The organism is Kitasatospora sp. Ki12, from assembly GCF_054601375.1.
Window position 1 is genome coordinate 1,321,633 of the sequence record NZ_BAAIHT010000003.1, and the last position, 22,905, is coordinate 1,344,537.

Below are 22,905 nucleotides of genomic sequence, written 5' to 3' on the forward strand. Positions count from 1 at the left end.
GGGCGTTCACCTTCCCTTCGCGAAGATTGCCGCCGCCTTCGCTGCGAGGCGGCGCTTGTCCGGCTTCGCCTGTCGCGCGAGCACGTCGTACCCGACGTCCTCGATGGCCGCCAGGGCCGCGTAACCGCCGGCGGTGAATCCCGCCAGGAGCAGTCGAAGCCTCCCCCGAACCGTACCTACCAATGGTGCGCCGTGATCGAGCAGGGTGCGGGCCCGTTCCGCCTCGAAGGCGATCAGCTCCCGCACGGCCCCGTCGGCGGAGGGGGCGGCGAGGTCGGCCTCGGTGACGCCGAAGCGCGCCAGGTCCTCGGTGGGGAGGTAGATCCGGCCGCGGGCGAGGTCCTCGGCGACGTCCTGCAGGTGTTCGACCACCTGGAGGCCGCTGCAGACGGCGTCGGAGAGCTCGATCCGCTCGGGGGTGGAGACGCCCGCGATGGCCAGGACGAGGCGGCCGACCGGGTCGGCGGAGAGCGTGCAGTAGCCGATCAGGTCGTCGTAGCTGGCGTAGCGGGCGGTGGTCTGGTCCACCCGGTTGGCCTCGATCAGACGGCGGAACGGTTCCGGGGTCAGGCCGTGCCGGTCGACCAGCGGGACCAGGGCCCGCATCAGCGGGTGGCGGGGGCGGTCGGCGCCGGCCGGGTGCAGCGCGGACTCGAAGACCCGGTCGAGGTCGTGCTCCAGCCCGTCGAGCAGGGCGAGCCGGAAGGCGACCTCCTGCGGAGCCGGCGGGCCGGGCTGGGCCGAAGGGGTGATCGGGGGCGGCTGCTCGACCCCGAGCAGCCGGGCGGTGACGGCCGGGTCGGCCAGGTCGCCGTCCCCGGCGTCGTCGACCAGGCGGGCGAAGCCGTACACCGCCATCAGGTCGTCGCGCCAGGCCGCGGGCAGGAAGAACGGGGCGACCGGGAAGTTCTCGGCGCCCGCCTTCTCCAGGGTCTGGCCCGCTGAACGGTTCAGCGGCGCGTCACTGGGCTGGTCACTGGGCTGGGCCGAAGCCGACACTGCTGTCACTCCCCCGTTCTACACCGCTGGGTACCACCGGTCCGACTCGGACACGCGTCCGAGCGCGGGCGTCACCTCCGGCACTCCGCCCCCGCGCCCACCAGCCTGACACCGCGGGCCGCGCCGGAGAAGAGCGCCCCGCCTGCCGGAGGCGGCGCTCACCCCCGCGGCGGCGGCCACCCGGGGTAACGGACCGGCGCACGCCGAAGGGCCGGCCCCGGAGGTCTCCGGAACCGGCCCAGGCGGCGGGGCGGGACGGCGCTACGGGCGCTCGCCGCGCTCGTAGCGGCCGACGACCTCGTCGGTCGGACCGTCCATGATCAGCTCGCCGGCCTCGATCCAGATGGTCCGCTCGCAGACCTCGCGGATCGAGTTGTTGTCGTGGCTGACCAGGAAGACCGTACCGGCGGAGCCGCGCAGCTCCTCGATGCGCTTCTTGCTGCGCTGCTGGAAGGCCTGGTCACCGGTGGCCAGGGCCTCGTCGATCAGCAGCACGTCGTGGGTCTTGGCGGCGGCGATCGAGAAGCGCAGGCGGGCGCCCATGCCGGAGGAGTAGGTGCGCATCGGCAGGGAGATGAAGTCGCCCTTGTCGTTGATGCCGGAGAAGTCGACGATCTCCTGGTAGCGCTCCCTCACCTGGGCCGGGGTCATGCCCATCGCCAGGCAGCCCAGGACGACGTTGCGCTCGCCGCTGAGCTCGTTCATCAGGGCCGCGTTGACGCCCAGCAGCGAGGGCTGGCCGTTGGTGTAGATGCCGCCCTTCTCGGTCGGCAGCAGGCCCGCGATGGCGGCCAGCATCGTCGACTTGCCGGAGCCGTTGGAGCCGATCAGGCCGATCGCCTCACCCTTGTACGCGGTGAAGCTGATGCCCTTGACCGCGTGCACCTCGCGCACGCCGGACCCGCGCTTGCGGCTGAGGATGCGGCTCAGCGCCGAGGTGGCGCTGCCCTTGCCGGAGCCGGCGCCGTGCACCCGGTAGACGATGTGCACGTCGTCGACGACGACGGTGGGCTCGCGGGCCACGTCCGTGTCACGGACGTCGTCGCGCTTGCTCAGGTCGGTGTCAGCCACGGCCGTACTCCTCCTCGGCCTTCCAGAAGAAGACGTATCCGATGACGAAGATCCCGACGGCCCAGGCGATGCCGTACGTCCACTGGTGCGGCGGCAGCGACTGGTGCGCGGGCTGGTGCTTGTTGTAGATGATCGGCGCGAAGGCGTGCCGCAGCAGGTCCATGTAGACCGAGGCCGGGTTGACGGCGCAGATCACCTGGATGTAGTGCGGCCACTTGTGGACCCGGTCCTGGATGCTGAACATCACGCCGGACAGGAACATCCACGCGCGCATCACGAAGGGGATCAGCTGGGAGATGTCACTGGTCTTGGCGCCGATCCGGGCCATGATCAGGGAGATGCCGGTGTTGAACATCGTCTGCAGGATCAGCGCCGGGATGATCAGCAGCCAGGTCCTGCCGGGGGTGATGCCGCTGGCGAGGACCGTGATGACCAGCACGACCATCGAGATCAGCAGCTGCTGGAGCTGGATCACGGTGAAGGCGATCGGGAGGCTGGCACGGGGGAAGTGCAGCGCCCGGATCAGGCCGAGGTTGTCGGAGATCGCCCGGGTGCCGGACTGCACCGCGTTCTGCGTGAACTGGAAGACGAAGACGCCGATGCAGAGCCAGGCGATGTAGGTGTTCGGCGGGAAGCCGTCCTTGTTCTCCAGGATGACGCCGAAGACCAGGTAGAACACCGCGCAGTTGAGCAGCGGGGTCACGACCTGCCACACCTGGCCGAGCTTGGCGTCGGTGTACTGGGCCACCAGGCGGGCGGTGGCGAAGGCCCAGATGAAGTGGCGCCGGGCCCAGAGCTGCTTGGTGTAGGCGAACAGACCCGGCCGGGCACCGCTCACCGACAGACCGTACTTGTCCGCAAGCTGCTTGGCGGTCAGGCCCGCGTCCACCCCCCTGGGGGTCGAGAGGCTGACGGGTTCACTCACTGTCGACACATTCGTCCTTCACGCGGGATCGGTCGGGGCGGCCGGTCGGCGGGGGGTCCGCCGGCCGTGCGCCGATGGGGATCCACTGGGATCTCGGGGGGAGCCGGCCGGTGTGTGGTCACCGGCCGCAGCAATCGATCATTCGATCAAATCAGATCAAATGATCGGAGGTCGGCCCAGCCTGGTCAGTTGCCAAACGGTACGCCATCGCATGGGCCGCCGCGGACCACAGGGTTCGCGCCAGCCCGCCCGGAATCCGCCCCACCAGGCCTTCAGCGCCTCGGGGGAGGGGCGGCGGGCCAGGGTGAGCAGAAACCAGGTTCCCAGATAGAGAGGCACCAACAGGGCCGGAAGGTTCCGCCTCGCGAGCCAGACCCTGTTGCGGGCCACGTTGTGGAAGTAGGTGGCGTGCCGGGCGGGCGAGGTCGTCGGGTGGTGCAGCACCACGTCCGACCGGTAGTCGATGGCCCAGCCGGCGTCCGCCGCCCGCCACGCGAGGTCGGTCTCCTCGTGCGCGTAGAAGAATTCGCCGGGCAGCTGGCCGGCCTCCTCGAACACCTTGCAGCGCACGGCGCTCGCACCGCCGAGGAAGGTGGTCACCCGGGACGAGCGCAGCGGGTCGCTGGCGCGCAGCCGGGGGACGTGCCGGCGCTGGGTGACCCCGGTGTCCGGGTCCGCGATCCGGAAGGAGACGATGCCCAGCTCCGGGTCGGCGGTGAAGGCCTCGCGCAGCAGCCGGGCCGAGTCGGTGCGCGGCAGGTGGCCGTCGTCGTCCAGGAAGAGCACGGCGTCCACCTCCGCGCCGTCCCGGCCGAACAGCTCGATGCCGACGTTGCGGCCACCCGGGATGCCGAGGTTCTCCGGCAGCTCCACGCTGCGCACGCCCTCCGGCAGCGGGGGCAGCGGGGCGCCGTTGGCGACCACGGCCAGCTCGACCGCCGGGCCCTCCTGGGCGCGGACCGACTCGATCAGGGCGTTGAGCTCGGCGGGCCGGTTGCCCATGGTGATGATCACCGCGCCGAGGCGGAAGCTCGCCGCGTTCGTCACATCGCTCATCGCAGCCTGCTCGACAGGACGATGCTCAGCAGGTGCAGCACGGTCTGCAGCATCGCGATCGCCGCCAGGACGACCACCGCGAGCCGGGTGAAGAGGAGCCCGCCGTGCACGGCGTCGGCGATCCCGGCCGCCAGGATGAACAGCGAGGCCTCGACCGCGCCGACCAGGCGGTGGAACTTCAGCAGCGAGGCGGCCTTACGGGCCTTGGCCACGGTCGCCGAACGCGGCACCGAGGCGCTGTCCTCGACGGCCGTCAGACCGCTGCGGGCCCGGGCCACGTCCACCAGGTCCGTCTCGGACTTGATCAGGATCGCGCCGAGCGCGGCCAGCGTGCCCAGGAAGGCCCACTCCCAGTGGGAGCCGCCGCCCTCGCGGTGCAGCAGGTCGGTCGCGCGCAGGCCGAGCCCGGTCAGCAGGGCCGCCTCGGACATGTAGTGGCCGACCCGGTCCAGGTAGACGCCGGTCAGCGAGGTCTGCCGGCGCCAGCGGGCCACCTCGCCGTCCACGCAGTCCAGCAGGAGGTAGACCTGGATCAGCAGGGCGCCCAGGACCGCGCCCGTGATGCCCGGCACGATCAGCGCGGCACCGGCCAGGATGCCGGTGAACATCATCAGGTACGTCAGGCCGTTGGGCGTGATCGCCGTCATGGTGGAGAGCACGCGGGTGATCCGCAGCGAGATCTTCCGCATGTACAGGCGCCCGGCCCAGTGCTCGGCGCTGCGGCGCTGGAGCATGCCCTCCGGGTGGATCACCGCGCGCAGCTCCTCGATCGAGGGCCGGCGGGTCAGGTCCACCGGGGGCCGTTCGGCGCCCGTGGTGGAGGGGTCAGCTGTTGACGGCTTGGACATAGTCGGCGTACGCGTCCCTGATTGCGGAGGGGGAGAGGTCGAGGTGTTCAAGGATGGTGAAGCGCCCCGGGCGGGTGTTCGGGGCGTAGTGCACCGCTTCGGTGAACTCCGCCTCGGTGAAGCCGATCTGAGCCGCGGTCACCGGCAGCCCGTGGCGCGCCAGGCGCTCCACGATCAGACCGGTCAGCTCGCGCTCGCCCCGCAGGAAGCTGGCGAACGCGGCGCCGAGGCCGACCTGTTCACCGTGCTGGGCGGACCGCTTGGGATACAGCACGTCCAGGGCATGCGAGATCTCGTGGCAGGCGCCCGAGGAAGGCCGGGTGCTGCCAGCGATGTTCATCGCGATGCCGGACAGTACCAGGGCTTCGGCGAGGGCCGTCAGGAGGTCTTGATCCTGAATGTTTCCTGGGTGCCGCAGCAGGTTCTCGCCCGCCGAGCGGGCCATCGCGACGGCCAGCCCGTCCACCGGCTCACCGGTGACCGCGTGCGACAACTCCCAGTCGGCGCAGGCCGAGATGTTGGAGACGACGTCGCCGATGCCGGCCGCCACGAAGCGCGGCGGGGCCTGCCGGATCACGTCCAGGTCGACGACGATGCCGATCGGGCTGGGCACCCCGTAGGAGCCCCGCCCGGCGTCGTTGTCGAGGGTCGAGACCGGCGAGCAGATGCCGTCGTGGGCCAGGTTGGTGGCGACCGCGACCAGCGGCAGGCCGACCCGCGCCGCGGCGTACTTGGCGGCGTCGATGATCTTGCCCCCGCCGAGGCCCACCATCGCGTCGTAGTGCCCACCGCGCATCGCCTCGGCCAGCCGCACCGCGCTGTCCAGGCTGCCGTCGTCCACGTTGTACCAGTCGGCGCCGGGCAGGGCCGGCTCCAGGCGCTCGCGCATCGCGGCGCCGGAGCCGTTGCTGATCGCCACCGCGATCCGGCCCGAGGCCGACAGCCGCTGGTCCGCGAGGATCCCGCCGAGCGCGTCCAGCGCGCCCGGGCGGATCTCCACGAAGAGCGGCGACGGGACGAGTCGGGTCAGTACCGGCACGCGATCTCCCGCGCCTTCGCCAGGTCGTCGTGGTTGTCGACCTCGACCCAGGAGACCTCGCCGATCGGCTGCACGTCGATCCGCAGGCCGCGGTCCACCATCTCCTGGTAGCCGTCCTCGTAGTACAGCTGCGGGTCGCGCTCGTAGGTGGCGCGCAGCGCGTCGGTCAGGTCGGCCGCGGCGGACGGGTTGATCACGGTGACGCCGATGTACTCGCCGGTCGCCTCGGCCGGGTCCATCAGCTTGGTGATGCGGCGCATGCCGGTGGCCGGATCGACGACGACCTTCATCTCCTCGTCGGCGAGCTTCTTCACCGTGTCGAGGGCGAGCAGGATGCCGGGGGCGGCGCCGGCGTCGACCAGGCGCTGGTTGCCCTCCAGCATGGTGCGCTGGACGGAGGCCGGGTGGACGGTGTCGCCGTTGGCGAGCAGCAGGCCCTCGCCGAACAGCTCACGGGCGCACCAGAGCGAGTAGGCGTTGTTCCACTCCTCGGCCTTGTCGTTCTCGACCAGGTGGAGCTTGACGCCGTAGGCGGACTCCAGGGCGGCCTTGCGGTCGTACACCGCCTCCTTGCGGTAGCCGACGACTATCGCGGCCTCCCGCAGTCCGACCTCGGCGAAGTTGCCCAGGGTGAGGTCCAGGACGGTCCGCTCCCCGTCGACCGGCACCAGTGCCTTGGGCAGGGTGTCGGTGTACGGGCGCAGCCGGCGGCCGGCGCCGGCTGCCAGAACGAGGCCGATCATGCGGGGTCTCCTGATCCGTCGTGCTGTGCGCGCGGACCGTGCCGATCAGTGGCGGCGCCGCTCCGCCGGACCGGTGTGCGACCGGAGCGGGCAGCGGCGCGCCGGTTCCGGCACGGATCCGGGCACCGTGTCGTATGTGATGGTAGGCGACTTGGACGACCGGCCCGAACGCGCCCGGAGACCGGACGGTGACGGAGGGGTGACCGGGGATGGACGCGGGGTGGACGGGAGGGTTCGCCCGGCGGTCCGCACGAGGGCCCGGGGCGGCGGCCGACGCCTCGGGGTCACGCCGGGAACCGGCCAGGGACCGGCCGGGGGCCGCCGCGGCGGTCGAACGGACCCCGAACGAGCGTCGAACGATTCTGCGAGGATCGTGACCCTTACGTGGTCCTCCGGGAACGTTCTCTGCACGCAATCCGACACCTCCGGGTCATGATCCGCCCGGTTGTGCGTGGGACCCCTACCCGGCGCCACCCATACGGCAGACTGGAGCCCGACGCCGGCGCCGGTGCCCCGCTGCGTCCGCCGCGCGCCACCCGGTGCGCCGGACGCACCCGATGCTCCCGTTGCTCCCGCCCCCGGAAAGAGGCCCCATGCCCCAGAGTCTGCCGACCGATCCGACGCACTTCGCCGCCGAGATCGACACCGGTCTCGACGTGGAGACCGATGTGACGGTCGCCCCACGGGCCTCCGAGGCCGCCGGTACCGAGATCCTGCTGGAACTGGTCGACGACGAGGGCGTCACCATCGGCACCGCCGAGAAGCTCTGGGCCCACCAGCAGCCGGGCCGGCTGCACCGCGCCTTCTCCGTGTTCCTCTTCGACCGCCAGGGCCGGCTGCTGCTCCAGCGCCGGGCCCTCGGGAAGTACCACTCCCCCGGGGTCTGGTCGAACACCTGCTGCGGCCACCCGTACCCGGACGAGCCGCCCTTCGTCGCCGCCGCCCGGCGCACCGCCGAGGAGCTGGGCGTCGCACCGGCGCTGCTCTGCGAGGCCGGCACCGTCCGCTACGACCTGCCGGACGAGGCCTCCGGGCTGATCGAGCGGGAGTGGAACCACCTGTTCGTGGGACTGGTCACCGCCACGGTCGAGCCGAACCCGGACGAGGTGGACGACTTCGCCTTCGTGACCGCCCAGGAGCTGCGGGAGCTGCGGGCCGAGCGGCCGTTCTCGGTCTGGTTCGAGACGGTCTTCGAGGCGGCGCTGCCGGGCATCCGGGAGATCGCCGGACGGGACTGGTAGGAGGCTCGTCCGGCGGACGCGCCCCGGGCCGGGCGGGACCGTGCCCCGGTCGCGGTGCGGGGCCGGCGGCCGGTCCCGCACCGTCTCCCGACCCGGTCCAGGCCCTGGCCCCGGTCCCGGTCCCGGCGAGACGGTCGGCGCTCGGGCTCCGGGTCAGCGCTCGGGCTCCGGAGGCACCGGGAGCGAGGCCCAGATGACCTTGCCGCCCTCGCCCGTCCGCTCGACGTCGCACACCCCGCCGGCCTGCAGCGTGACGCTCTTCACCAGCAGCAGGCCGCGCCCGCCGGTGCGTCCGGTGTCGTTCTCCAGCGCCTTGGGCCGGTACGGGTCGCCGTCCTCGACCGAGACCCGCACCCAGCCCCCGCTCACCGACAGCTCGGTGACCACCTCGGGCGACAGCTCGGCCGCGTGCGTCACCGCGTTGCTCACCAGCTCCGAGACGATCAGCAGCAGGTCGTCCACCAGCTCCTGGTAGCGCACCCCGGCCATGCCCTGGGCCAGCAGGCAATCGCGTACGGCGTGCCTGGTCAGCGGAACCGAGGCCTCGGCGGCGGGCACCGGGAAGCGCCACAGGCCCCCGACCGGGCCGTGCGCCGGGGTCTTCAGTGGGTTGGTGGCCGGGGTCTTCGCCGGGTTCGTCGCGGATCTCTTCGCCGGGGGGTCCTCCGACCGGTCCGCCGGGCCGTCGGGCACCGCGTCGGTGCCGTCCCGCCCGTCCCCCGGCCTGCCGCGTCTCGGTTCGGCCTCCGCCGTCCCGCTGATCTGCTCCACGTCCAGCCGCCCTTCGTCCGCGACCCGGGAATCAGGCGATCCGCTCATGGCGCCCTCGGTCCACAGAGGCTAGGAGAGCGGTCCCGGCGGCTGTGGCACCGTCGACAACTTGCCCGTGTCGGACCGGTTCCGGCCGGAATCGATCGCCGAGGGCACTGAACCCGACCGGTTCCTTCGCGGTCGCCACCGCTTCGGGCGGGGTTCGATCGCGTTCGCCAGCCGTACCAACCTGTGCGGGGCCTCCGGACCGGCCCGCGGCGGGCGCGGCGGGTCCCGGGACGGCCGGCGCCGCCGGGGCCCGAGGAACCGCAGGTGAGAAGCACTCCAGAACCCTGGTAATGTTCTCTCTGTCGCCGAGGGGGCGAGAGAAAAACCCCCGAAGCACACACCCTGTCCGGGTGGCGGAATGGCAGACGCGCTAGCTTGAGGTGCTAGTGCCCTTTATCGGGCGTGGGGGTTCAAGTCCCCCCTCGGACACAGCTGAATTCCCCGTGGGATCCGAAAGGAACCCACGGGGAATTTCGTTTTCCCCGGGCTGCTTTCGCCGGCCGCTTCCACCCGCCGCTTCCACCCGCTGCTTTCCTCGGCCGTATCCCCCGGCCGCACGCCGGCCCTCCTTCGAGCCGGCGGCATTGTGGCGCCCGTCTCCCCGCAGGGGCTCGTACCGGCCTCGCCGGGGCCTCGCCGTCGGCCCACCGGTCCGGAAACCGGACACGAGATGGCAACGATCGGACGTTTTGAGCTTCCCCTGAGGTATTCGCCCGTTTTTGGACCATAAGCTGCTGTGCGTTTGTCCGGAATACAGACTCAAAACCGCAAAAACACCGACACCAGCCGATGAACCCCGAGCGAAAGGACCGATACGTTGAGTGAGCCCGAATCCTCGACGGCATCCCACCAGAACTACCGCCGATCGCTCGGCACCATCAGCCTGACGGCCGTCGGGCTGGGGTCGATCATCGGTTCCGGTTGGCTGTTCGGTGCCGAGCGGGCCGCCAAGCTCGCCGGGCCGGCGTCGATCCTCGCCTGGGTGATCGGCGCCGCGGTGGCGCTGACCATCGCCCTCACCTACAGCGAGCTGGGCTCGATGTTCCCCAAGGCCGGCGGCATGGTCCGGTACGGCCAGTACTCGCACGGCTCGCTGGCCGGCTACCTGGCCGCCTGGGCCAACTGGATCGCCATCGTCTCGGTCATCCCGGGCGAGGCCACCGCCTCCGTGCAGTACATGAGCTCCTGGCACTTCGGCTGGGCGAAGGGGCTCTACAACGGTCAGGAACTGACCCTCAGCGGAGTGGCGCTCGCCAGCGTGCTGCTGGTCCTCTACTTCGTGCTGAACTGGTTCGCGATCACGCTGTTCGCCAAGACCAACACGGCGATCACCGTCTTCAAGGTCGTCGTGCCGACGCTGACCGCCGGCGCGCTGCTCTTCGCGCACTTCGACACCGCGCACTTCACCGACCACGGCGGCTTCGCGCCGAACGGCTGGAGCGCGGTGTTCACCGCCGTCGCCGTCTCCGGCATCGTCTGGGCCTTCAACGGCTTCCAGTCCCCGCTCAACCTGGCCGGTGAGGCCAAGAACCCCGGCAAGTCGCTGCCGAAGGCCGTCATCGGCTCGATCCTGATCGCCCTGGTGATCTACGTCGCGCTGCAGATCGCCTTCCTGGGCGCCATCCCGAGCGGCGACCTCTCGCAGGGCTGGAGCGGCCTCGGCTACACCTCGCCGCTGGCCGACCTGGCGATCGCCTGGGGCCTCAACTGGCTGGCGATCCTGCTCTACGCGGACGCCTTCATCTCGCCGTCCGGCACCGGCATGATCTACGCCGCCACCACCTCGCGCATGATCCACGGCGTGCAGGAGAACGGCCACCTGCCGAAGCTCTTCGGCAAGGTCGACGCCAAGACCGGCATCCCGCGCCCGGCGCTGGTGCTGAACCTGGTGGTCGCCTTCCTGTTCCTCGCGGTCTTCCGCGGCTGGGGCTCGCTGGCCGAGATCGTCTCGGTGGCCACCGTGATCTCGTACATCACCGGCCCGGTCGCCGTGATGGCGCTGCGCCGCCTCGCCCCCGACCTGCCGCGCCCGGTCCGGCTGCGCGCGATGCCGGTCATCGCCCCGGTCGCGATGGTCTTCGGCTCGCTGGTGCTCTACTGGGCCCGCTGGCCGCTCACCGGCAAGGTCATCCTGCTGATGGCCGCCGGTCTGCCGATCTGGGCCTGGTACGAGCTGCGCAAGCCGTTCGCCGAGCTGAAGCCGCACCTCGCGGCGGGCGCCTGGATGGTCGCGTACCTGTTCGTGATGGCCGGTGTCTCCTGGGCCGGCAGCGACGACTTCGGCGGGCACGGCTACCTGCCGGAGGGCTGGGACCTGCTGATCGTCGCCGCGATCGGGCTGGCGTTCTACTACTGGGGCGTCGCCAGCGCCTGGGCCAACCCCTCGCTGGCCGCCGTCCGGCAGGAGCTGGCGGACGAGCTGCGCGCGGCGGGTGCCGAGGCCCCCGCCGAGGCGGGCGAGCCCTCGCGGGTCTGATCCACGCGTGACGCCGAAGGGCCGGTCGGACGTTCCGACCGGCCCTTCGGCGTTCCCGGGCTCCGGCGGCTCCCGTGCGGGCCGGGTCAGGTGACCGGCACTCCCGCGATGACCTGGCCGAACGCCTTCCAGGACGGTGTGTTCGCGTTCCAGTAGTGGTCGTGGTCGGTGTCCTGGGACGGCAGGTGCTGGGCGCCGAAGGCCGGGTTCATCGGGTCGCGGCCGAAGCGCAGGTGGTAGTCGTCACTGGTCGGGTCGAGGTTGTCGACGTCCAGGGCCGGGGTCCAGTCGGTGATCGAGTCCTTGCCGCCGAGCACGGTGAAGACCCGGCCGGGGTCGATCTTGGTCCCCGTGGCGAGGTCGGTGTTGAGGTCCGCCGCCCGCTCGACGCCGACGCCGGGGCTGCCCGCGAAGACCACGGTGTCCACCGGCAGGCCCTTGTCGCGCATGGTGTAGCCGACCACCGTGCTGCCGTAGCTGTGCCCGACGACGGTGTTGTGGGACGGCGCGCCCTGGTGGGTGGCCCGCAGCCCGGACTGGAAGCTGAACAGGTCCTGCTCGGCGTCCTTGGCGTAGCCCTCGTAGGCGGCGTCCGGGACCGGGGCCCCGAGGGTGGGCGACGCGGTCTGGGGCGCCGCGTAGTTCACGTACGCGATCGTGGAGACCTTGGCGCCCGGGCTCGCCTGGACGGCGCTGCGGTACATCTCCTTCGCCTTGTCCATCGTGCCGCCGACGCCGCCGATCCGGGACTCGGTGCCCGGGACGAAGGTCGCCACGTCGTCCGCCGTGTCCGGGTCGTTCAGGGCGAGGATCGCCCGGCCGCCCTGCGCCGCGGCGTCGAGCCGGAGCAGGTACGGCCGCGGGTTGCCGTCCGTGACGGGCAGGGCGAGCCGGTCCTGGAGCGTCTGGAGGCCGTGCAGCTTGTCCTCCAGGGCCTTGCGCTGGGCCTCCCAGACCACGTGCTGGGGGTTCTTGCCGGCGCCGCCCGGCGTGCCCACCCAGGAGGTCGGCTCGGCCTGGTCGAGGGCGGCCAGCTGGGTGCGGAGGTCGGCCTGGGCCCGGGGCAGGGTGATCCGGTTCGCCTGGTCCCGGGCGGCGGCGGGGACGCCGTCGAGGTTGCCGACCTGGTCGGGGTGGTTGAGGACCAGCCGCTGCTGCTGGACCGACGTCAGCCCGTCCCACCAGGTCTTGACGTCCGCGGGCCTCGTGCCGGCGGGCGGGACGCGGTCGGTCGCGTCGTCCGCGGCCTTGTCGGCGGCGACCGCCGCGGCGGTCAGACCGCTGCCGTCGGCCGCGTGCTGGGCGAAACGGTTCAGCTGGGCGGTGATCGTCCGGTCCGCCTGGGCCCCCTCGTTCAGGGCCGCGGTGATCCGGGCGCCGATCTCCTCCGCCCGTCTGCGCATGGCGTCGTCGGCCGGGGCGCCCTGGGTGCCTCCGGGCTGTCCGGGGGCCGGGCCCCAGCTGAGCTGCCCGTCCGGGGCCACCGTGAGGCCCGCCGTCCTGGCGTCGTCCAGGGCGGCCACCAGGTGCGACTGGGCCAGCGCGAAGGCCTCGCCGGCGGCGCTCAACGAGCGGCTGACGAAGACGAGTTCCTCGTGCGCGTTCCGCAGCTTGACGGTGAGCGCCCCGAGGTCGCCGAGGACCTGGGTGGCAGTGCCGCCCTTCCAGCCCGACAGCCGGTTGACCACGGTGCTCTGCCAGATCTCGATGTGCTCGGCGAACTTGCCGGCCAGGGTGTCGTAGGCGTTCTTGGCGCAGGCCAGGTCGTTCAGGTTCGCACCGTAGAGGGTCGCGATGTCCACGGTCACCGCTCCTCGGCCGAACGGCCGCCGACGATCACCGTGTTGAACGGGTCGGGCCTGGACGGGGCGGCGCTCGCCTGGGCGGTGGTGCCGGCGGTGGTGCCGGCCCCGGTCAGGTCGTCGGCGATGTCGCGGTCGCCCGACCCGTACGTCAGCGCGATCTGCTGCAGCTTGGTCCCGGACGTGCCGAGCTCCCCCGCCAGGTTGTTCAGCAGCGTGACCCAGTTGGCGGTGCAGCCGTGCAGGGCGGTCGCCGTCGTCCAGCCCTTGAGGCCGCCCTCCGCCGTGCCGCTCGCCTCGGCCAGTGCGTGGTCCTCGGCCGGTACGGCCTGGGCCAGTTGCGCGGCGCTCTGCCCACTGGCCCTCAGATCGCTCGGCCTGACGACGAGTTGGAGCGCCTTCTCCGGATCCACTGCGTCTTCCCCCTGGTTGTCCGTCTGGTCGTCTGGTCATCGGTCTGGTCGTCCGTCGGTGAACGACGACAAGGACGCCGGGGGTTGGGGGGCAGTTCCGGGTGGAACCGGGCTTCGTGCACCTCCCGTTCTGCGGCGCGCCGCGGTGGGCGTCGGGCCGTTCGCCGCGTGCACCGCGCGGTTCCCCCGGGGTGACCGGCAATGTCCGCCGGGTCGGGATCGGCTCTTGCGCCCGGCCGCCCGGGCCGTTTTGACTGGCCTCCGACTAGCGCTGTTAGTGAAGCGATTGAGCGGATGAGAGGACAATCGGTGCAGCAGTACGCGGAGTACAGCGACCAGTACATCGACGGCTCCTGGCGGCCCTCCGGGGACCCCGGCTCGATCACCGTCCTGAACCCGGCGACCGAGCAGGTGCTCGCCACCGTACCCGCGGGCGGCGCGACCGATGTCGACGCGGCGGTGACGGCGGCCCGCCGGGCGGCCCGGAGTTGGGGCGCGACCACCCGCGAGGAGCGGCTGGCCCTGCTGACCCGGCTGCGGGACGGGCTCGCCGCCGCGCAGAACGAGATCACCGAGACGGTCGTCGCCGAACTGGGCGCCCCGGTCGGCTTCACCGCGGCCGTGCACGCCGGGCTGCCGCTGACCGTCACCACCTCCTACCTGGACCTGCTCGCCGAGCACTCCTTCGAGGAGCGGATCGGCAACTCGGTGGTGCACGCCGAGCCGGCCGGCGTGGTCGCGGCGATCACGCCGTGGAACTACCCGCTGCACCAGATCGTGGCGAAGGTGGTCCCGGCGCTGGCGGCCGGCTGCCCGGTGGTCCTCAAGCCGGCCGAGGACACCCCGCTGGTGGCCCGGCTGTTCGCCCGGCTGGTGCACGAGGCCGGGTTCCCCGCGGGGGCGTTCAACCTGGTCACCGGCACCGGGGAGCTGGCGGGCGCGGCGCTGGTCGGCCACCCCGGGGTGGACGTGGTCTCCTTCACCGGCTCCACCGCCGTCGGCCGGCAGGTCGCCGAGACGGCCGGCCGGAACCTGAAGCGGGTCGCGCTGGAGCTGGGCGGCAAGTCCGCCAACGTGGTGCTGCCGGGCTCCAACATCACCCGCGCGGTCAAGACGAACGTCGCGAACGTGTTCGCCAACTCCGGCCAGACCTGCAGCGCCTGGACCCGGCTGCTGGTGCACGAGGACCAGTACGAGGAGGCGATCACCCGGGCCGCCAAGGCCGCCGCCCAGTACGTGCCGGGCGACCCGACCGACCCGCAGACCCGGATCGGCCCGGTGGTCAACGCCAAGCAGCTGGCCCGGGTGCGCGGCTACATCGACGGCGCGCTGGCCGAGGGCGCCCGGCTGGTCGTCGGCGGCTCGGAGCCCGTCGCCGAGCTGCCCACCGGCTACTACGTCCGCCCGACCGTGCTCGCCGACGTGACCCCGGAGATGACGGTGGCCCAGGAGGAGGTCTTCGGCCCGGTCCTGGTGATCCTCCCCTACCGGGACGAGGACCACGCCGTCGAGCTCGCCAACGGCACCCCGTACGGCCTGGCCGGCGGCGTCTGGAGCCGCGACACCGACACCGCCGCCGCCTTCGCCCGCCGCCTCGACACCGGCCAGGTCGACCTCAACGGCGGCCGCTTCAACCCGCTCGCCCCCTTCGGCGGCTACAAGAACTCCGGCCTCGGCCGCGAACTGGGCCGCCACGGGCTGGAGGAGTTCCTGCGGTACAAGTCGCTGCAGTACTGAGGCGCCGGGAACGGGCCCGCCCGGGGCGCCGGCGTGTGCGGCGGCGCCCCGGGCGGGGTGTGTCCGAGGGTGTGTCCGAGGTGTCGCGGGATCCGCCGGGGGTTCAGGCGAGGGCGACGCCCGGGTAGAGCGGGTACGGGGCGAGCAGCTCGGCGGCGCGCTTGGCGACGGCGTCGCGCAGGGCCGGGTCGAGGGCGTAATTGGCCTTGGACGGGCTGCCGTTGGCGGCCGTGGTGGGGGTGGTGGCGCGCAGGACGGTGTCGATCAGTTCGGCGATCTCGTCCATCTCGGCGACGCCGAGGCCACGGGTGGTGAGGGCCGGGGTGCCGATCCGGACGCCGGAGGTGTACCAGGCGCCGTTCGGGTCCTGCGGGACGGAGTTGCGGTTGGTGACGATGCCCGAGTCGAGCAGCGCCGCCTCGGCCTGGCGGCCGGTGAGGCCGTAGCCGGAGACGTCGGCGAGGACGAGGTGGTTGTCCGTGCCGCCGGTGACGAGCTTGCCGCCGCGGCGCAGCAGGCCCTCGGCGAGGGCCTGGGCGTTGGTGACGACGGCCTGGGCGTAGGTCCGGAACTCGGGGCGGCGGGCCTCGGCGAAGGCGACGGCCTTGGCGGCCATGACGTGCGAGAGCGGGCCGCCGAGCACCAGCGGGCAGCCGCGGTCGACGTGTTCGGCCAGTTCGGAGGTGCACAGCACCATGCCGCCGCGCGGGCCGCGGAGGGACTTGTGGGTGGTCGTGGTGACGATGTGGGCGTGCGGGACCGGGTCGTGGTCACCGGTGAGCACCTTGCCCGCGACCAGGCCGGCGAAGTGCGCCATGTCGACCATGAGGGTGGCGCCGACCTCGTCCGCGATCTCGCGCATCGTACGGAAGTTCACCAGGCGCGGGTAGGCGGAGTAGCCGGCCACGATGATCAGTGGGCGGAACTCGCGGGCGGTCTCCCGCAGCGCGTCGTAGTCGATCAGGCCGGTGACCGGGTCGGTGCCGTAGCTGCGCTGCTCGAACATCTTGCCGGAGATGTTGGGGCGGAAGCCGTGGGTGAGGTGGCCGCCGGTGTCCAGGGACATGCCGAGCATGCGCTGGTTGCCGAGCTCGTGGCGCAGCCGGGCCCAGTCCTCCTCGGTGAGGTCGTTGACGTTGCGGACCTCGGCCCGCTCCAGGGCGGGGCTCTCGACCCGCTGGGAGAGGACGGCCCAGAAGGCGGTGAGGTTGGCGTCGATGCCGGAGTGCGGCTGGACGTAGGCGTGGTCGGCGCCGAACAGCTCGCGGGCGTGCTCGGCGGCGATGGTCTCGACGGTGTCGACGTTGCGGCAGCCCGCGTAGAAGCGGCGGCCCGCGGTGCCCTCGGCGTACTTGTCGCTGAGCCAGTTGCCCATGGCGAGCAGGACGGCCGGGGAGGCGTAGTTCTCGCTGGCGATGAGCTTGAGCGAGGCGCGCTGGTCGGCGAGCTCCTGGCCGATGGCGGCGGCGATCCGGGGTTCGACGCCGGCGACCACGTCGAGGGCGCTGCGGAAGGCCGCGTCGGCGGTGGGGGTCGCGGCGGTGTGGGGCTGCTGGGCCAAGGCGGTCTCCTGGTGGGGATGCGGAAGGCCCAGGCGCTCGGCAACTGCACGTGAAGGTTTCACGAGGCCGCTTCCCGATGGTTGATTCCATCCCTACGCGCCAGTCGCAGCCCACCGGGATCGTACCAACACCGGACGGACTGTGGCGGAGGTCTCAGAATGCGGACCAGGCCGGTCCGATTCGCCGCTTATGTCCGTTCTTCTGCAACGCCGGTGTTGCGGCGAAATGAAGTCGCCACATTCCCCGAAACAGTTCCGCAGGAATTCCCCGGAGAACCGCCGGAGGTGATTTGCGGAACCTCGGACGCATCCGATCAAATGTCGCTCGAACGGCCACGGGAAACCCCCGGAAGCCGTACCGGAAATACACACGAGCGCACCCTCACCCACAGGGCGGCGGAGAATTCGGGGGTTACGCCTCATGGCAGTGGTCGACGCAGTCCCAGTCCCCGCGGCCGGGCCCGCCGCCGCGGCCCCGGGCCCGCTCCGCCGGATCCTGCGCGACCGGGTCGGCGCCGCCGCCCTGACCGTCGTGGTGCTGTTCCTGCTGCTGGCCGCCGGGGCCCCGCTGATCGCCGCGCTGTACGGGAGGAACCCGGTCGAGCACTACGGCCAGAACGCCCCCGGCCTGCTCAGCGACGGCGGCCTGCCGATGCTGCCGAACGGCGGGATCTCCGGTGACTTCTGGTTCGGCCTGGAGCCCGGCCTCGGCCGAGACGTGTTCACCCAGCTGCTGTACGGCATCCGCACCTCGCTGCTGATCGCCTTCGCCGCCGCCACCGTGACCACCGCCCTGGGCGTACTGGCCGGCGTCGCGGTCGGCTATCTCGGCGGAATCGCGGACCGGCTGTTCGGATTCCTCGCCAATGTGCTGCTGGCCTTTCCGACCCTGCTCCTGCTGCTCGCGCTCAGCCCGATCATCCAGTCCCGGCTGGTCGATCCGGGCGCCGCGGAACCGGAGTGGATGCAGTTCCTGGTGCTGATCCTGGTTTTCTCCGCGTTCGGCTGGATTCCGCTCGCGCTTTCCCTGCGGGCCACCGTCCGCTCGCTCCGGGAAAGGGATTTCGTGCAGTCCGCCCGGGCCCAGGGCGCGAGCCGGTTCCATGTCGTCGTCCACGAACTGCTCCCCAATGTGCGCTCGCAGCTGCTGGTGCACGCCACCATGGCGGTGCCGACCTACGTCGCCTCCGAGGCCGCACTGTCCTTCCTGGGCGTCGGCATCACCGAACCGGTCCCGGACTGGGGGCGGATGATCTCCCGCGGCTCCGAGGTCTTCCAGGCCGACCCCACGTACCTGGTCTTCCCCGGGGTGGCGCTGCTGCTGTTCGTGATCGCCTTCAACCTGCTCGGCGACGCCGTCCGGGACGCGCTGGACCCGCGCTCCGGCACCCGCTGAGCCACCCCGGCGCCCCGACGCCCCGACGCTCCGACGCTCCGACGCCCAACCTTCCCCGCCCGTACCTTCCCCGTCCATTCACCCGAACCCTCCCCGGCGCGACCCGCCGGGGCGAGGAGAGATCCGCCATGCGCTGGACCAGACCGTCCCTCGCCGTCATCGCCACCGCCCTGCTGGCGACCTCCTGCTCGGCCGGCGCGGGCAGCACCGGCTCCGCCGGCGCCGGGGCCTCCGCCAAGGAGACCTCCCCGCTGACCGCCGCGCTCGGCACCGAGCAGGAGAGCGCCGGCCCCGCCCCGGCCGTCCCGGGCGCCCGCGCCGGCGGCACCGTGAACGTGTACAACAGCGTGGAGTTCCGCCACCTCGACCCGCAGAAGGTCTACGCGGGCGCCACCTACAACGCCTCGCTGCTCTGGGGCCGCCAGCTGACCCAGTACCAGGTGGTGGACGGCAAGGCCAAGCTGGTCGGCGACCTGGCCACCGACACCGGCACCCCGGCCGACGGCGGACGCACCTGGACGTACCGGCTCAAGCAGGGCGTGGCCTGGGAGGACGGCAAGCCGATCACCTCCCAGGACGTCAAGTACGGCATCGAGCGCACCTTCGGCAAGGGCTACGAGGTCGGCCCGCCGTACTGGCCCCAGTGGCTCACCGGCGAGGCCAACTACGAGGCGGCGCGCGCCAAGTACGCCGGCCCGCAGGACGGCGACCTCGCCGCGATCGAGACGCCGGACGAGCGCACGATCGTCTTCCGCTTCCCGCAGCCGCAGGCCGACGTCCCGTACATGGCCGCGCAGTCCTCCTCCTCGCCGGTGCGCCGGGACAAGGACACCGGGACGGAGTACGACCGCCAGCCGTTCGCCACCGGCCCGTACCGGATCGTCGAGCACGTCCAGAACACCCGGATGGTGCTGGAGCGCAACCCGGCCTGGAAGCCCGAGACCGACCCGATCCGCAGCCAGTACCCGGAGAAGTTCGTCTTCACGTACGGCAAGGAGACGCTCAACCTCAACCAGGAGATCCTCTCCGGCCGGGACGGCGGCGCCAACGCCACCACCGCCGCCGACGTCCTCTCCCCCGAGCTGTACCAGACGGCCGACACCGACCCGAAGGCCAGGGAACTGGTCGTCAGCGGGCGGCAGGGCGCCTTCGTCACCCAGCTGATGATCAACAACGAGCGGGTGCCGGACCTGGCGGTCCGCAAGGCGCTCAACCTGGCCTACCCCCGCCAGCAGGCCCGCCAGGTCCAGGGCGGCGCCCGGACCGGCGAACTGGCCACCACGCTCAGCTCGCCCGCGCTGATCGACTGGCAGAAGTACGACCTCGCCCCGGCCAAGCCCGAGGGCGACCCGGAGGCCGCCAAGGCCGAACTCGCCAAGGCCGCGCAGGCACCGGGCAGCCTCACCTACGGGTACAAGAACACCCCGAACGGGCAGCGCGTCGCCCAGGTGCTGGTGGACGGCTTCGCCAAGGCCGGGATCACCGTCGTGCCCAAGCCGATCGACCCCAAGGCGTTCCTGGACGAGGTGCACCGCGCCGACGCCCCGTACGACCTGTTCGAGGAGACCTCCTCCGTCGACTGGCCGACCCCGTCCACGCTCGTCCCGTTCTCCTTCGACGGCCGCGCCGGCAGCGACATCAACTCCGCGCGCTACCGCAACCCGGCGGTGGACAAGGAGATCGACCGGATCAACCAGATCGGCGAGCCGCGCGCCAAGGCCAAGGAGCTGTACGCGCTGGAGCAGACCGTGATGAAGGACCTGCCGGTGCTGCCGTTCGCCTACCCGACCACCAGCCAGCTGCGCGGCGGCAACGTCGGCGGGGCGTTCATCCACCCGATCTACGGGACGGTCTCGCTGGCCTGGCTGTACCTGAAGTCCTGACCCTCCCGGCCCGCCTCCGCCTCCTGGTACCGACCCGGGGGCGGGGGCGGCGCCCCCGCCTCTCCCCGTTGCCCCGACCCCACCCCTCGCCCCCCGTCACGTCGACCCCGGATCGGCCATGCTCTCCTTCGTCCTGCGCCGGACCGCCCAGGCCCTCGCCGTCCTGGTCGCGGTCTCCGCCGCCGCCTTCGCCCTCTTCTACGCCGCGCCCGCCGATCCGGCCCGCGCCGCCTGCGGCCCGCGCTGCGACAGCGGGCAGGTCGCCGCGGTGCGCCAGAGCATGGGCCTGGACCAGCCGCTCGCCGCCCAGTACACCGACTACCTGACCGGCGTCCTCGCCGGGCGGGACATCGACGACGTGGACGGCTCGACCATCCACTGCGACGCACCCTGCCTCGGCTACTCCTACCGGCTGCACCAGCCCGTCAGCGAGGCGCTGGCCGACCACCTGCCGGTCACCTTCTCGCTGACCGCCGGGGCACTGGCCGTCCTGCTGGTGCTCGGCCTCGGCACCGGCTTCGTCTCCGCGCTGCGGCACGGACGGCGGACCGACCGGCTGCTGTCCGGCTTCACCCTGGTCGGCGCCAGCGTGCAGATCTACTTCCTCGGCTACATCGCACAGTGGGTACTGGTCTACTCCACCGGCCTGCTGCCGCTGCCCTCCTACACCCCGCCCGCCGAGGACCCGGCGGCCTGGGCGGGCGGGATGCTGCTGCCCTGGCTCGTCCTCGGATTCGTCAACTCGGCGGTCTTCGCCCGGCTTTCACGCTCGCAGCTGCTGGAGACGATGAACGAGGAGTACGTCCGCACGGCCCGCGCCAAGGGCCTCGGACGGCTGCGCGCCCACCTCAAGTACACCTCGCGCGGCGCCGCCGGGCCGCTGGTGCAACTGCTCGGGCTGGAGGCCGGGGCGCTGCTCGGCGGGGCGGTGATCACCGAGACGGTGTTCGGGCTGAACGGGGTCGGACGGTTCGCCGCGCAGGCCGTCGCCGGGCAGGACCTGCCCGCCGTGGTCGGCGCGGTGCTGCTGGCCGCCTGCTTCGTGGTGCTGTTCGTCGCGCTGGCCGACCTCGCGGTGGCCTGGCTCGACCCGCGTGTCCGGCTGAGCTGAGGGGAGTCCTGTGATGAAGACCGATGTTCCTGGTGACGGCGTTAGCCTTCCCCGTACGGACGGTGCCGAGCCCGTGCTGAGCGTGCGCGATCTGACCGTCACCTTCGCGGACCCGCGCGGCGGCGCGCCCGTGACCGCCGTCCGGGATCTCTCCTTCGACCTCGCCGCGGGTGAAGTCCTGGGCCTGGTCGGCGAGTCGGGCTCCGGCAAGTCCACCGTCGGCCTCGCCGTCCTCGGCCTGCACGATCCGCGTACCACCACCGTCACCGGATCGATCCGGCTGGGCGGGCAGGAATTGGTGGGCGCCGGCGAGTCCGCCCTGCGCGAGATCCGGGGCGGCCGCGCCGCACTGGTCTTCCAGGACGCGCTCACCTCGCTCAGCCCCTTCCACGGCGTCGGCGCCCAACTCGCCGAGATGTACCGGCTGCACCACCCGGGGGCGACCCGCGCCGAGGCCCGGCGGCGGGCGGCCGAGATGCTCGACCGGGTCGGCATCCCGGCCGACCGGGTGCGCGATCACCCGCACCGGTTCTCGGGCGGCATGCGGCAGCGCGTGATGATCGCGATGGCGCTGATGAACGACCCGCGGCTGCTGATCGCCGACGAGCCGACCACCGCCCTGGACGCCCGCGTCCAGCGGCAGGTCCTGGACCTGCTCGGCGAGCTGCAGCGCGAACACGGCACCGCCGTCCTGCTGGTCAGCCACGACCTGGGCGTGGTCGCGGGGACGACCGACCGCACGCTGGTGCTGCGCGGCGGCGTCCGGGTCGAGTCCGCGCCGACCGCCGAGCTGCTGGCCGCGCCGCGCGAGCCGTACACCCGGGCGCTGGTCGGGGCCGCGCTCCGCCTGGACTCCGCCCCGGGCACCGCCCTGCCGACGGTCGACGATCCGTCCCCCGCGCGGACCTTCCGGCCGCGGGTCGTCGAGCGGCCCGAGCGGTGGCTGGTCGAGGTCGACGACCTCACCGTGCACTTCCCCGGCCGACGCCGCTTCCCCGGCCTCCGGGCCGAGCCGGTCCGCGCGGTCGAGGGCGTGGGGCTGCGGATCGCGCCGGGCGAGACGGTCGGCCTGGTCGGCGAGTCCGGCTCCGGCAAGTCCACCACCTCGCGGGTGCTGGCCGGTCTGCAACGCCCCACCTCCGGGCGGGTGTCGTACGACGGCCAGGACGTCACGAACCCGGACCGGGAGCTGCGGCGCCGGCTCAGCCGAGAGATCCAGCTCGTCTTCCAGGACCCGTACGCCTCGCTCAACCCGCGCCGCACCGTCGCCCAGACCCTCGACACCCCGCTGCGCCTGCACACCCCGCTGACCGCGCCCGAGCGGCGGGAGCGCGCGGTCGAGCTGCTGGAGCAGGTCGGACTGGACGCCGGGCACCTGCACCGCTACCCGCACGAGTTCTCCGGCGGGCAGCGCCAGCGGATCGGCATCGCCCGGGCCCTGGCCCCGCAGCCCCGGCTGATCATCGCGGACGAGCCGGTCTCGGCGCTCGACGTGTCGGTGCAGGCGCAGGTGCTCAACCTGCTGATGGAGCTGCGCGAACGCCTCGCGGTGGCGTTCCTGTTCGTCTCCCACGACCTCGCGGTGGTCCGGCACTTCTGCGACCGGGTGGCGGTGATGCACCGGGGCCGCCTGGTCGAGTCCACCGACCGGGACCGGCTGTTCGGGGCCCCGCACACCGAGTACACCCGGGGGCTGCTGGCGGCGGTGCACTGAGGGCTGCCGCGGCGGGGGACGGAGTGGAGGAGCCCGTCGCGAAGGGGCCGGAGGGAAGGGGCCGGAGTGAA

At 72.3% G+C, this 22,905-nt stretch carries 18 protein-coding genes, 1 tRNA gene and 1 riboswitch; of the genes, 8 read left to right on the forward strand and 11 right to left on the reverse strand.

The features are described from left to right. Positions 1–6 precede the first annotated feature (6 nt). The 7 genes from hpnC to ACYP53_RS36465 all read right to left on the reverse strand — a co-directional run bounded on the left by hpnC (position 7) and on the right by ACYP53_RS36465 (position 6,681). A complete protein-coding gene (gene hpnC, locus ACYP53_RS36435; RefSeq protein ID WP_189914071.1) occupies positions 7–999 on the reverse strand; it encodes a squalene synthase HpnC in 993 nt (330 codons plus the stop codon). A 261-nt stretch (positions 1,000–1,260) separates the two neighbouring features. After that, the gene (locus tag ACYP53_RS36440; protein ID WP_229928279.1) at positions 1,261–2,070 is read right to left on the reverse strand and encodes an ABC transporter ATP-binding protein; all 810 of its coding nucleotides are present in this window, start codon (positions 2,068–2,070) and stop codon (positions 1,261–1,263) included. Continuing rightward, positions 2,063–3,004 carry an ABC transporter permease gene (locus ACYP53_RS36445; RefSeq protein ID WP_189913623.1) on the reverse strand — a complete coding sequence of 314 codons (942 nt, stop codon included), beginning with the start codon at positions 3,002–3,004 and terminating at the stop codon, positions 2,063–2,065. The genes ACYP53_RS36440 and ACYP53_RS36445 overlap by 8 nt, the downstream gene beginning before the upstream one ends. A 147-nt stretch (positions 3,005–3,151) precedes the next feature. Further along, positions 3,152–4,051, reverse strand: a complete 900-nt coding sequence (locus ACYP53_RS36450; protein ID WP_189913624.1) for a glycosyltransferase family 2 protein — start codon at positions 4,049–4,051, stop codon at positions 3,152–3,154. Next, complete coding sequence (locus tag ACYP53_RS36455) at positions 4,048–4,785, reverse strand: CDP-alcohol phosphatidyltransferase family protein (RefSeq protein WP_189914073.1); 738 nt, start codon at positions 4,783–4,785, stop codon at positions 4,048–4,050. The genes ACYP53_RS36450 and ACYP53_RS36455 overlap by 4 nt, the downstream gene beginning before the upstream one ends. A gap of 91 nt (positions 4,786–4,876) precedes the next feature. Next, positions 4,877–5,938, reverse strand: coding sequence for an iron-containing alcohol dehydrogenase family protein (locus ACYP53_RS36460; protein ID WP_189913625.1), 1,062 nt, complete (start codon positions 5,936–5,938; stop codon positions 4,877–4,879). Continuing rightward, positions 5,926–6,681 carry a phosphocholine cytidylyltransferase family protein gene (locus tag ACYP53_RS36465; protein WP_189913626.1) on the reverse strand — a complete coding sequence of 252 codons (756 nt, stop codon included), beginning with the start codon at positions 6,679–6,681 and terminating at the stop codon, positions 5,926–5,928. Before ACYP53_RS36465 ends, ACYP53_RS36460 begins: the two co-directional genes overlap by 13 nt. A 593-nt stretch (positions 6,682–7,274) precedes the next feature. Between ACYP53_RS36465 and idi the strand changes: the two genes are divergently transcribed. Beyond that, positions 7,275–7,922, forward strand: coding sequence for an isopentenyl-diphosphate Delta-isomerase (gene idi / locus ACYP53_RS36470; RefSeq protein ID WP_189913627.1), 648 nt, complete (start codon positions 7,275–7,277; stop codon positions 7,920–7,922). Positions 7,923–8,075: 153 nt separating this feature from the next. On the opposite strand, the gene ACYP53_RS36475 is transcribed toward idi, so the two are convergent. Next, complete coding sequence (locus ACYP53_RS36475; protein WP_459650962.1) at positions 8,076–8,528, reverse strand: ATP-binding protein; 453 nt, start codon at positions 8,526–8,528, stop codon at positions 8,076–8,078. Between the two features lie 557 nt (positions 8,529–9,085). Between ACYP53_RS36475 and ACYP53_RS36480 the strand changes: the two genes are divergently transcribed. Together ACYP53_RS36480 and ACYP53_RS36485 are read left to right on the forward strand one after the other, a co-directional pair. Beyond that, a tRNA-Leu gene (locus ACYP53_RS36480) sits at positions 9,086–9,170 on the forward strand. 388 nt (positions 9,171–9,558) lie between these two features. Continuing rightward, a complete protein-coding gene (locus ACYP53_RS36485; protein ID WP_189913629.1) occupies positions 9,559–11,217 on the forward strand; it encodes an APC family permease in 1,659 nt (552 codons plus the stop codon). 86 nt (positions 11,218–11,303) lie between these two features. Here the strand turns inward: ACYP53_RS36485 and ACYP53_RS36490 are convergent, their stop codons facing one another. After that, positions 11,304–13,019 (reverse strand): alpha/beta hydrolase, encoded by a 1,716-nt coding sequence (locus ACYP53_RS36490; protein ID WP_459650562.1) that lies wholly within the window; start codon positions 13,017–13,019, stop codon positions 11,304–11,306. Between the two features lie 2 nt (positions 13,020–13,021). Continuing rightward, positions 13,022–13,432 (reverse strand): hypothetical protein, encoded by a 411-nt coding sequence (locus ACYP53_RS36495; protein ID WP_459650563.1) that lies wholly within the window; start codon positions 13,430–13,432, stop codon positions 13,022–13,024. 309 nt (positions 13,433–13,741) lie between these two features. Between ACYP53_RS36495 and ACYP53_RS36500 the strand changes: the two genes are divergently transcribed. Further along, positions 13,742–15,169 carry an aldehyde dehydrogenase family protein gene (locus tag ACYP53_RS36500; protein WP_459650564.1) on the forward strand — a complete coding sequence of 476 codons (1,428 nt, stop codon included), beginning with the start codon at positions 13,742–13,744 and terminating at the stop codon, positions 15,167–15,169. A 103-nt stretch (positions 15,170–15,272) separates the two neighbouring features. Here ACYP53_RS36500 and ACYP53_RS36505 read toward each other — a convergent pair whose 3' ends face one another. Beyond that, positions 15,273–16,730 carry a glycine hydroxymethyltransferase gene (locus ACYP53_RS36505; protein ID WP_459650565.1) on the reverse strand — a complete coding sequence of 486 codons (1,458 nt, stop codon included), beginning with the start codon at positions 16,728–16,730 and terminating at the stop codon, positions 15,273–15,275. 20 nt (positions 16,731–16,750) lie between these two features. After that, positions 16,751–16,848: riboswitch (ZMP/ZTP riboswitch) on the reverse strand. A 303-nt stretch (positions 16,849–17,151) separates the two neighbouring features. Here ACYP53_RS36505 and ACYP53_RS36510 point away from each other — a divergent pair. From ACYP53_RS36510 to ACYP53_RS36525, 4 genes are all read left to right on the forward strand, one after another. Beyond that, on the forward strand, positions 17,152–18,126 hold the full coding sequence (locus ACYP53_RS36510; protein WP_189913634.1) for an ABC transporter permease: 975 nt from the start codon (positions 17,152–17,154) through the stop codon (positions 18,124–18,126). Between the two features lie 128 nt (positions 18,127–18,254). Then, complete coding sequence (locus ACYP53_RS36515) at positions 18,255–20,009, forward strand: ABC transporter substrate-binding protein (protein WP_459650566.1); 1,755 nt, start codon at positions 18,255–18,257, stop codon at positions 20,007–20,009. A 118-nt stretch (positions 20,010–20,127) separates the two neighbouring features. After that, the gene (locus ACYP53_RS36520; protein ID WP_189913636.1) at positions 20,128–21,120 is read left to right on the forward strand and encodes an ABC transporter permease; all 993 of its coding nucleotides are present in this window, start codon (positions 20,128–20,130) and stop codon (positions 21,118–21,120) included. 82 nt (positions 21,121–21,202) lie between these two features. Continuing rightward, positions 21,203–22,834: an ABC transporter ATP-binding protein gene (locus ACYP53_RS36525; protein ID WP_189914074.1), complete on the forward strand. Its 1,632-nt coding sequence runs from the start codon at positions 21,203–21,205 to the stop codon at positions 22,832–22,834. The last annotated feature ends 71 nt before the right edge of the window (positions 22,835–22,905 follow it).

Coding starts and splice junctions, on each gene's coding strand:
- ACYP53_RS36455 (WP_189914073.1), bottom strand. CDS start 4,785: ATGCTCCAGCGCCGCAGCGCCGAGCACTGGGCCGGGCGCCTGTACATG.
- ACYP53_RS36450 (WP_189913624.1), bottom strand. CDS start 4,051: ATGAGCGATGTGACGAACGCGGCGAGCTTCCGCCTCGGCGCGGTGATC.
- ACYP53_RS36465 (WP_189913626.1), bottom strand. CDS start 6,681: ATGATCGGCCTCGTTCTGGCAGCCGGCGCCGGCCGCCGGCTGCGCCCG.
- idi (WP_189913627.1), top strand. CDS start 7,275: ATGCCCCAGAGTCTGCCGACCGATCCGACGCACTTCGCCGCCGAGATC.
- ACYP53_RS36510 (WP_189913634.1), top strand. CDS start 17,152: ATGGCAGTGGTCGACGCAGTCCCAGTCCCCGCGGCCGGGCCCGCCGCC.
- ACYP53_RS36520 (WP_189913636.1), top strand. CDS start 20,128: ATGCTCTCCTTCGTCCTGCGCCGGACCGCCCAGGCCCTCGCCGTCCTG.
- ACYP53_RS36515 (WP_459650566.1), top strand. CDS start 18,255: ATGCGCTGGACCAGACCGTCCCTCGCCGTCATCGCCACCGCCCTGCTG.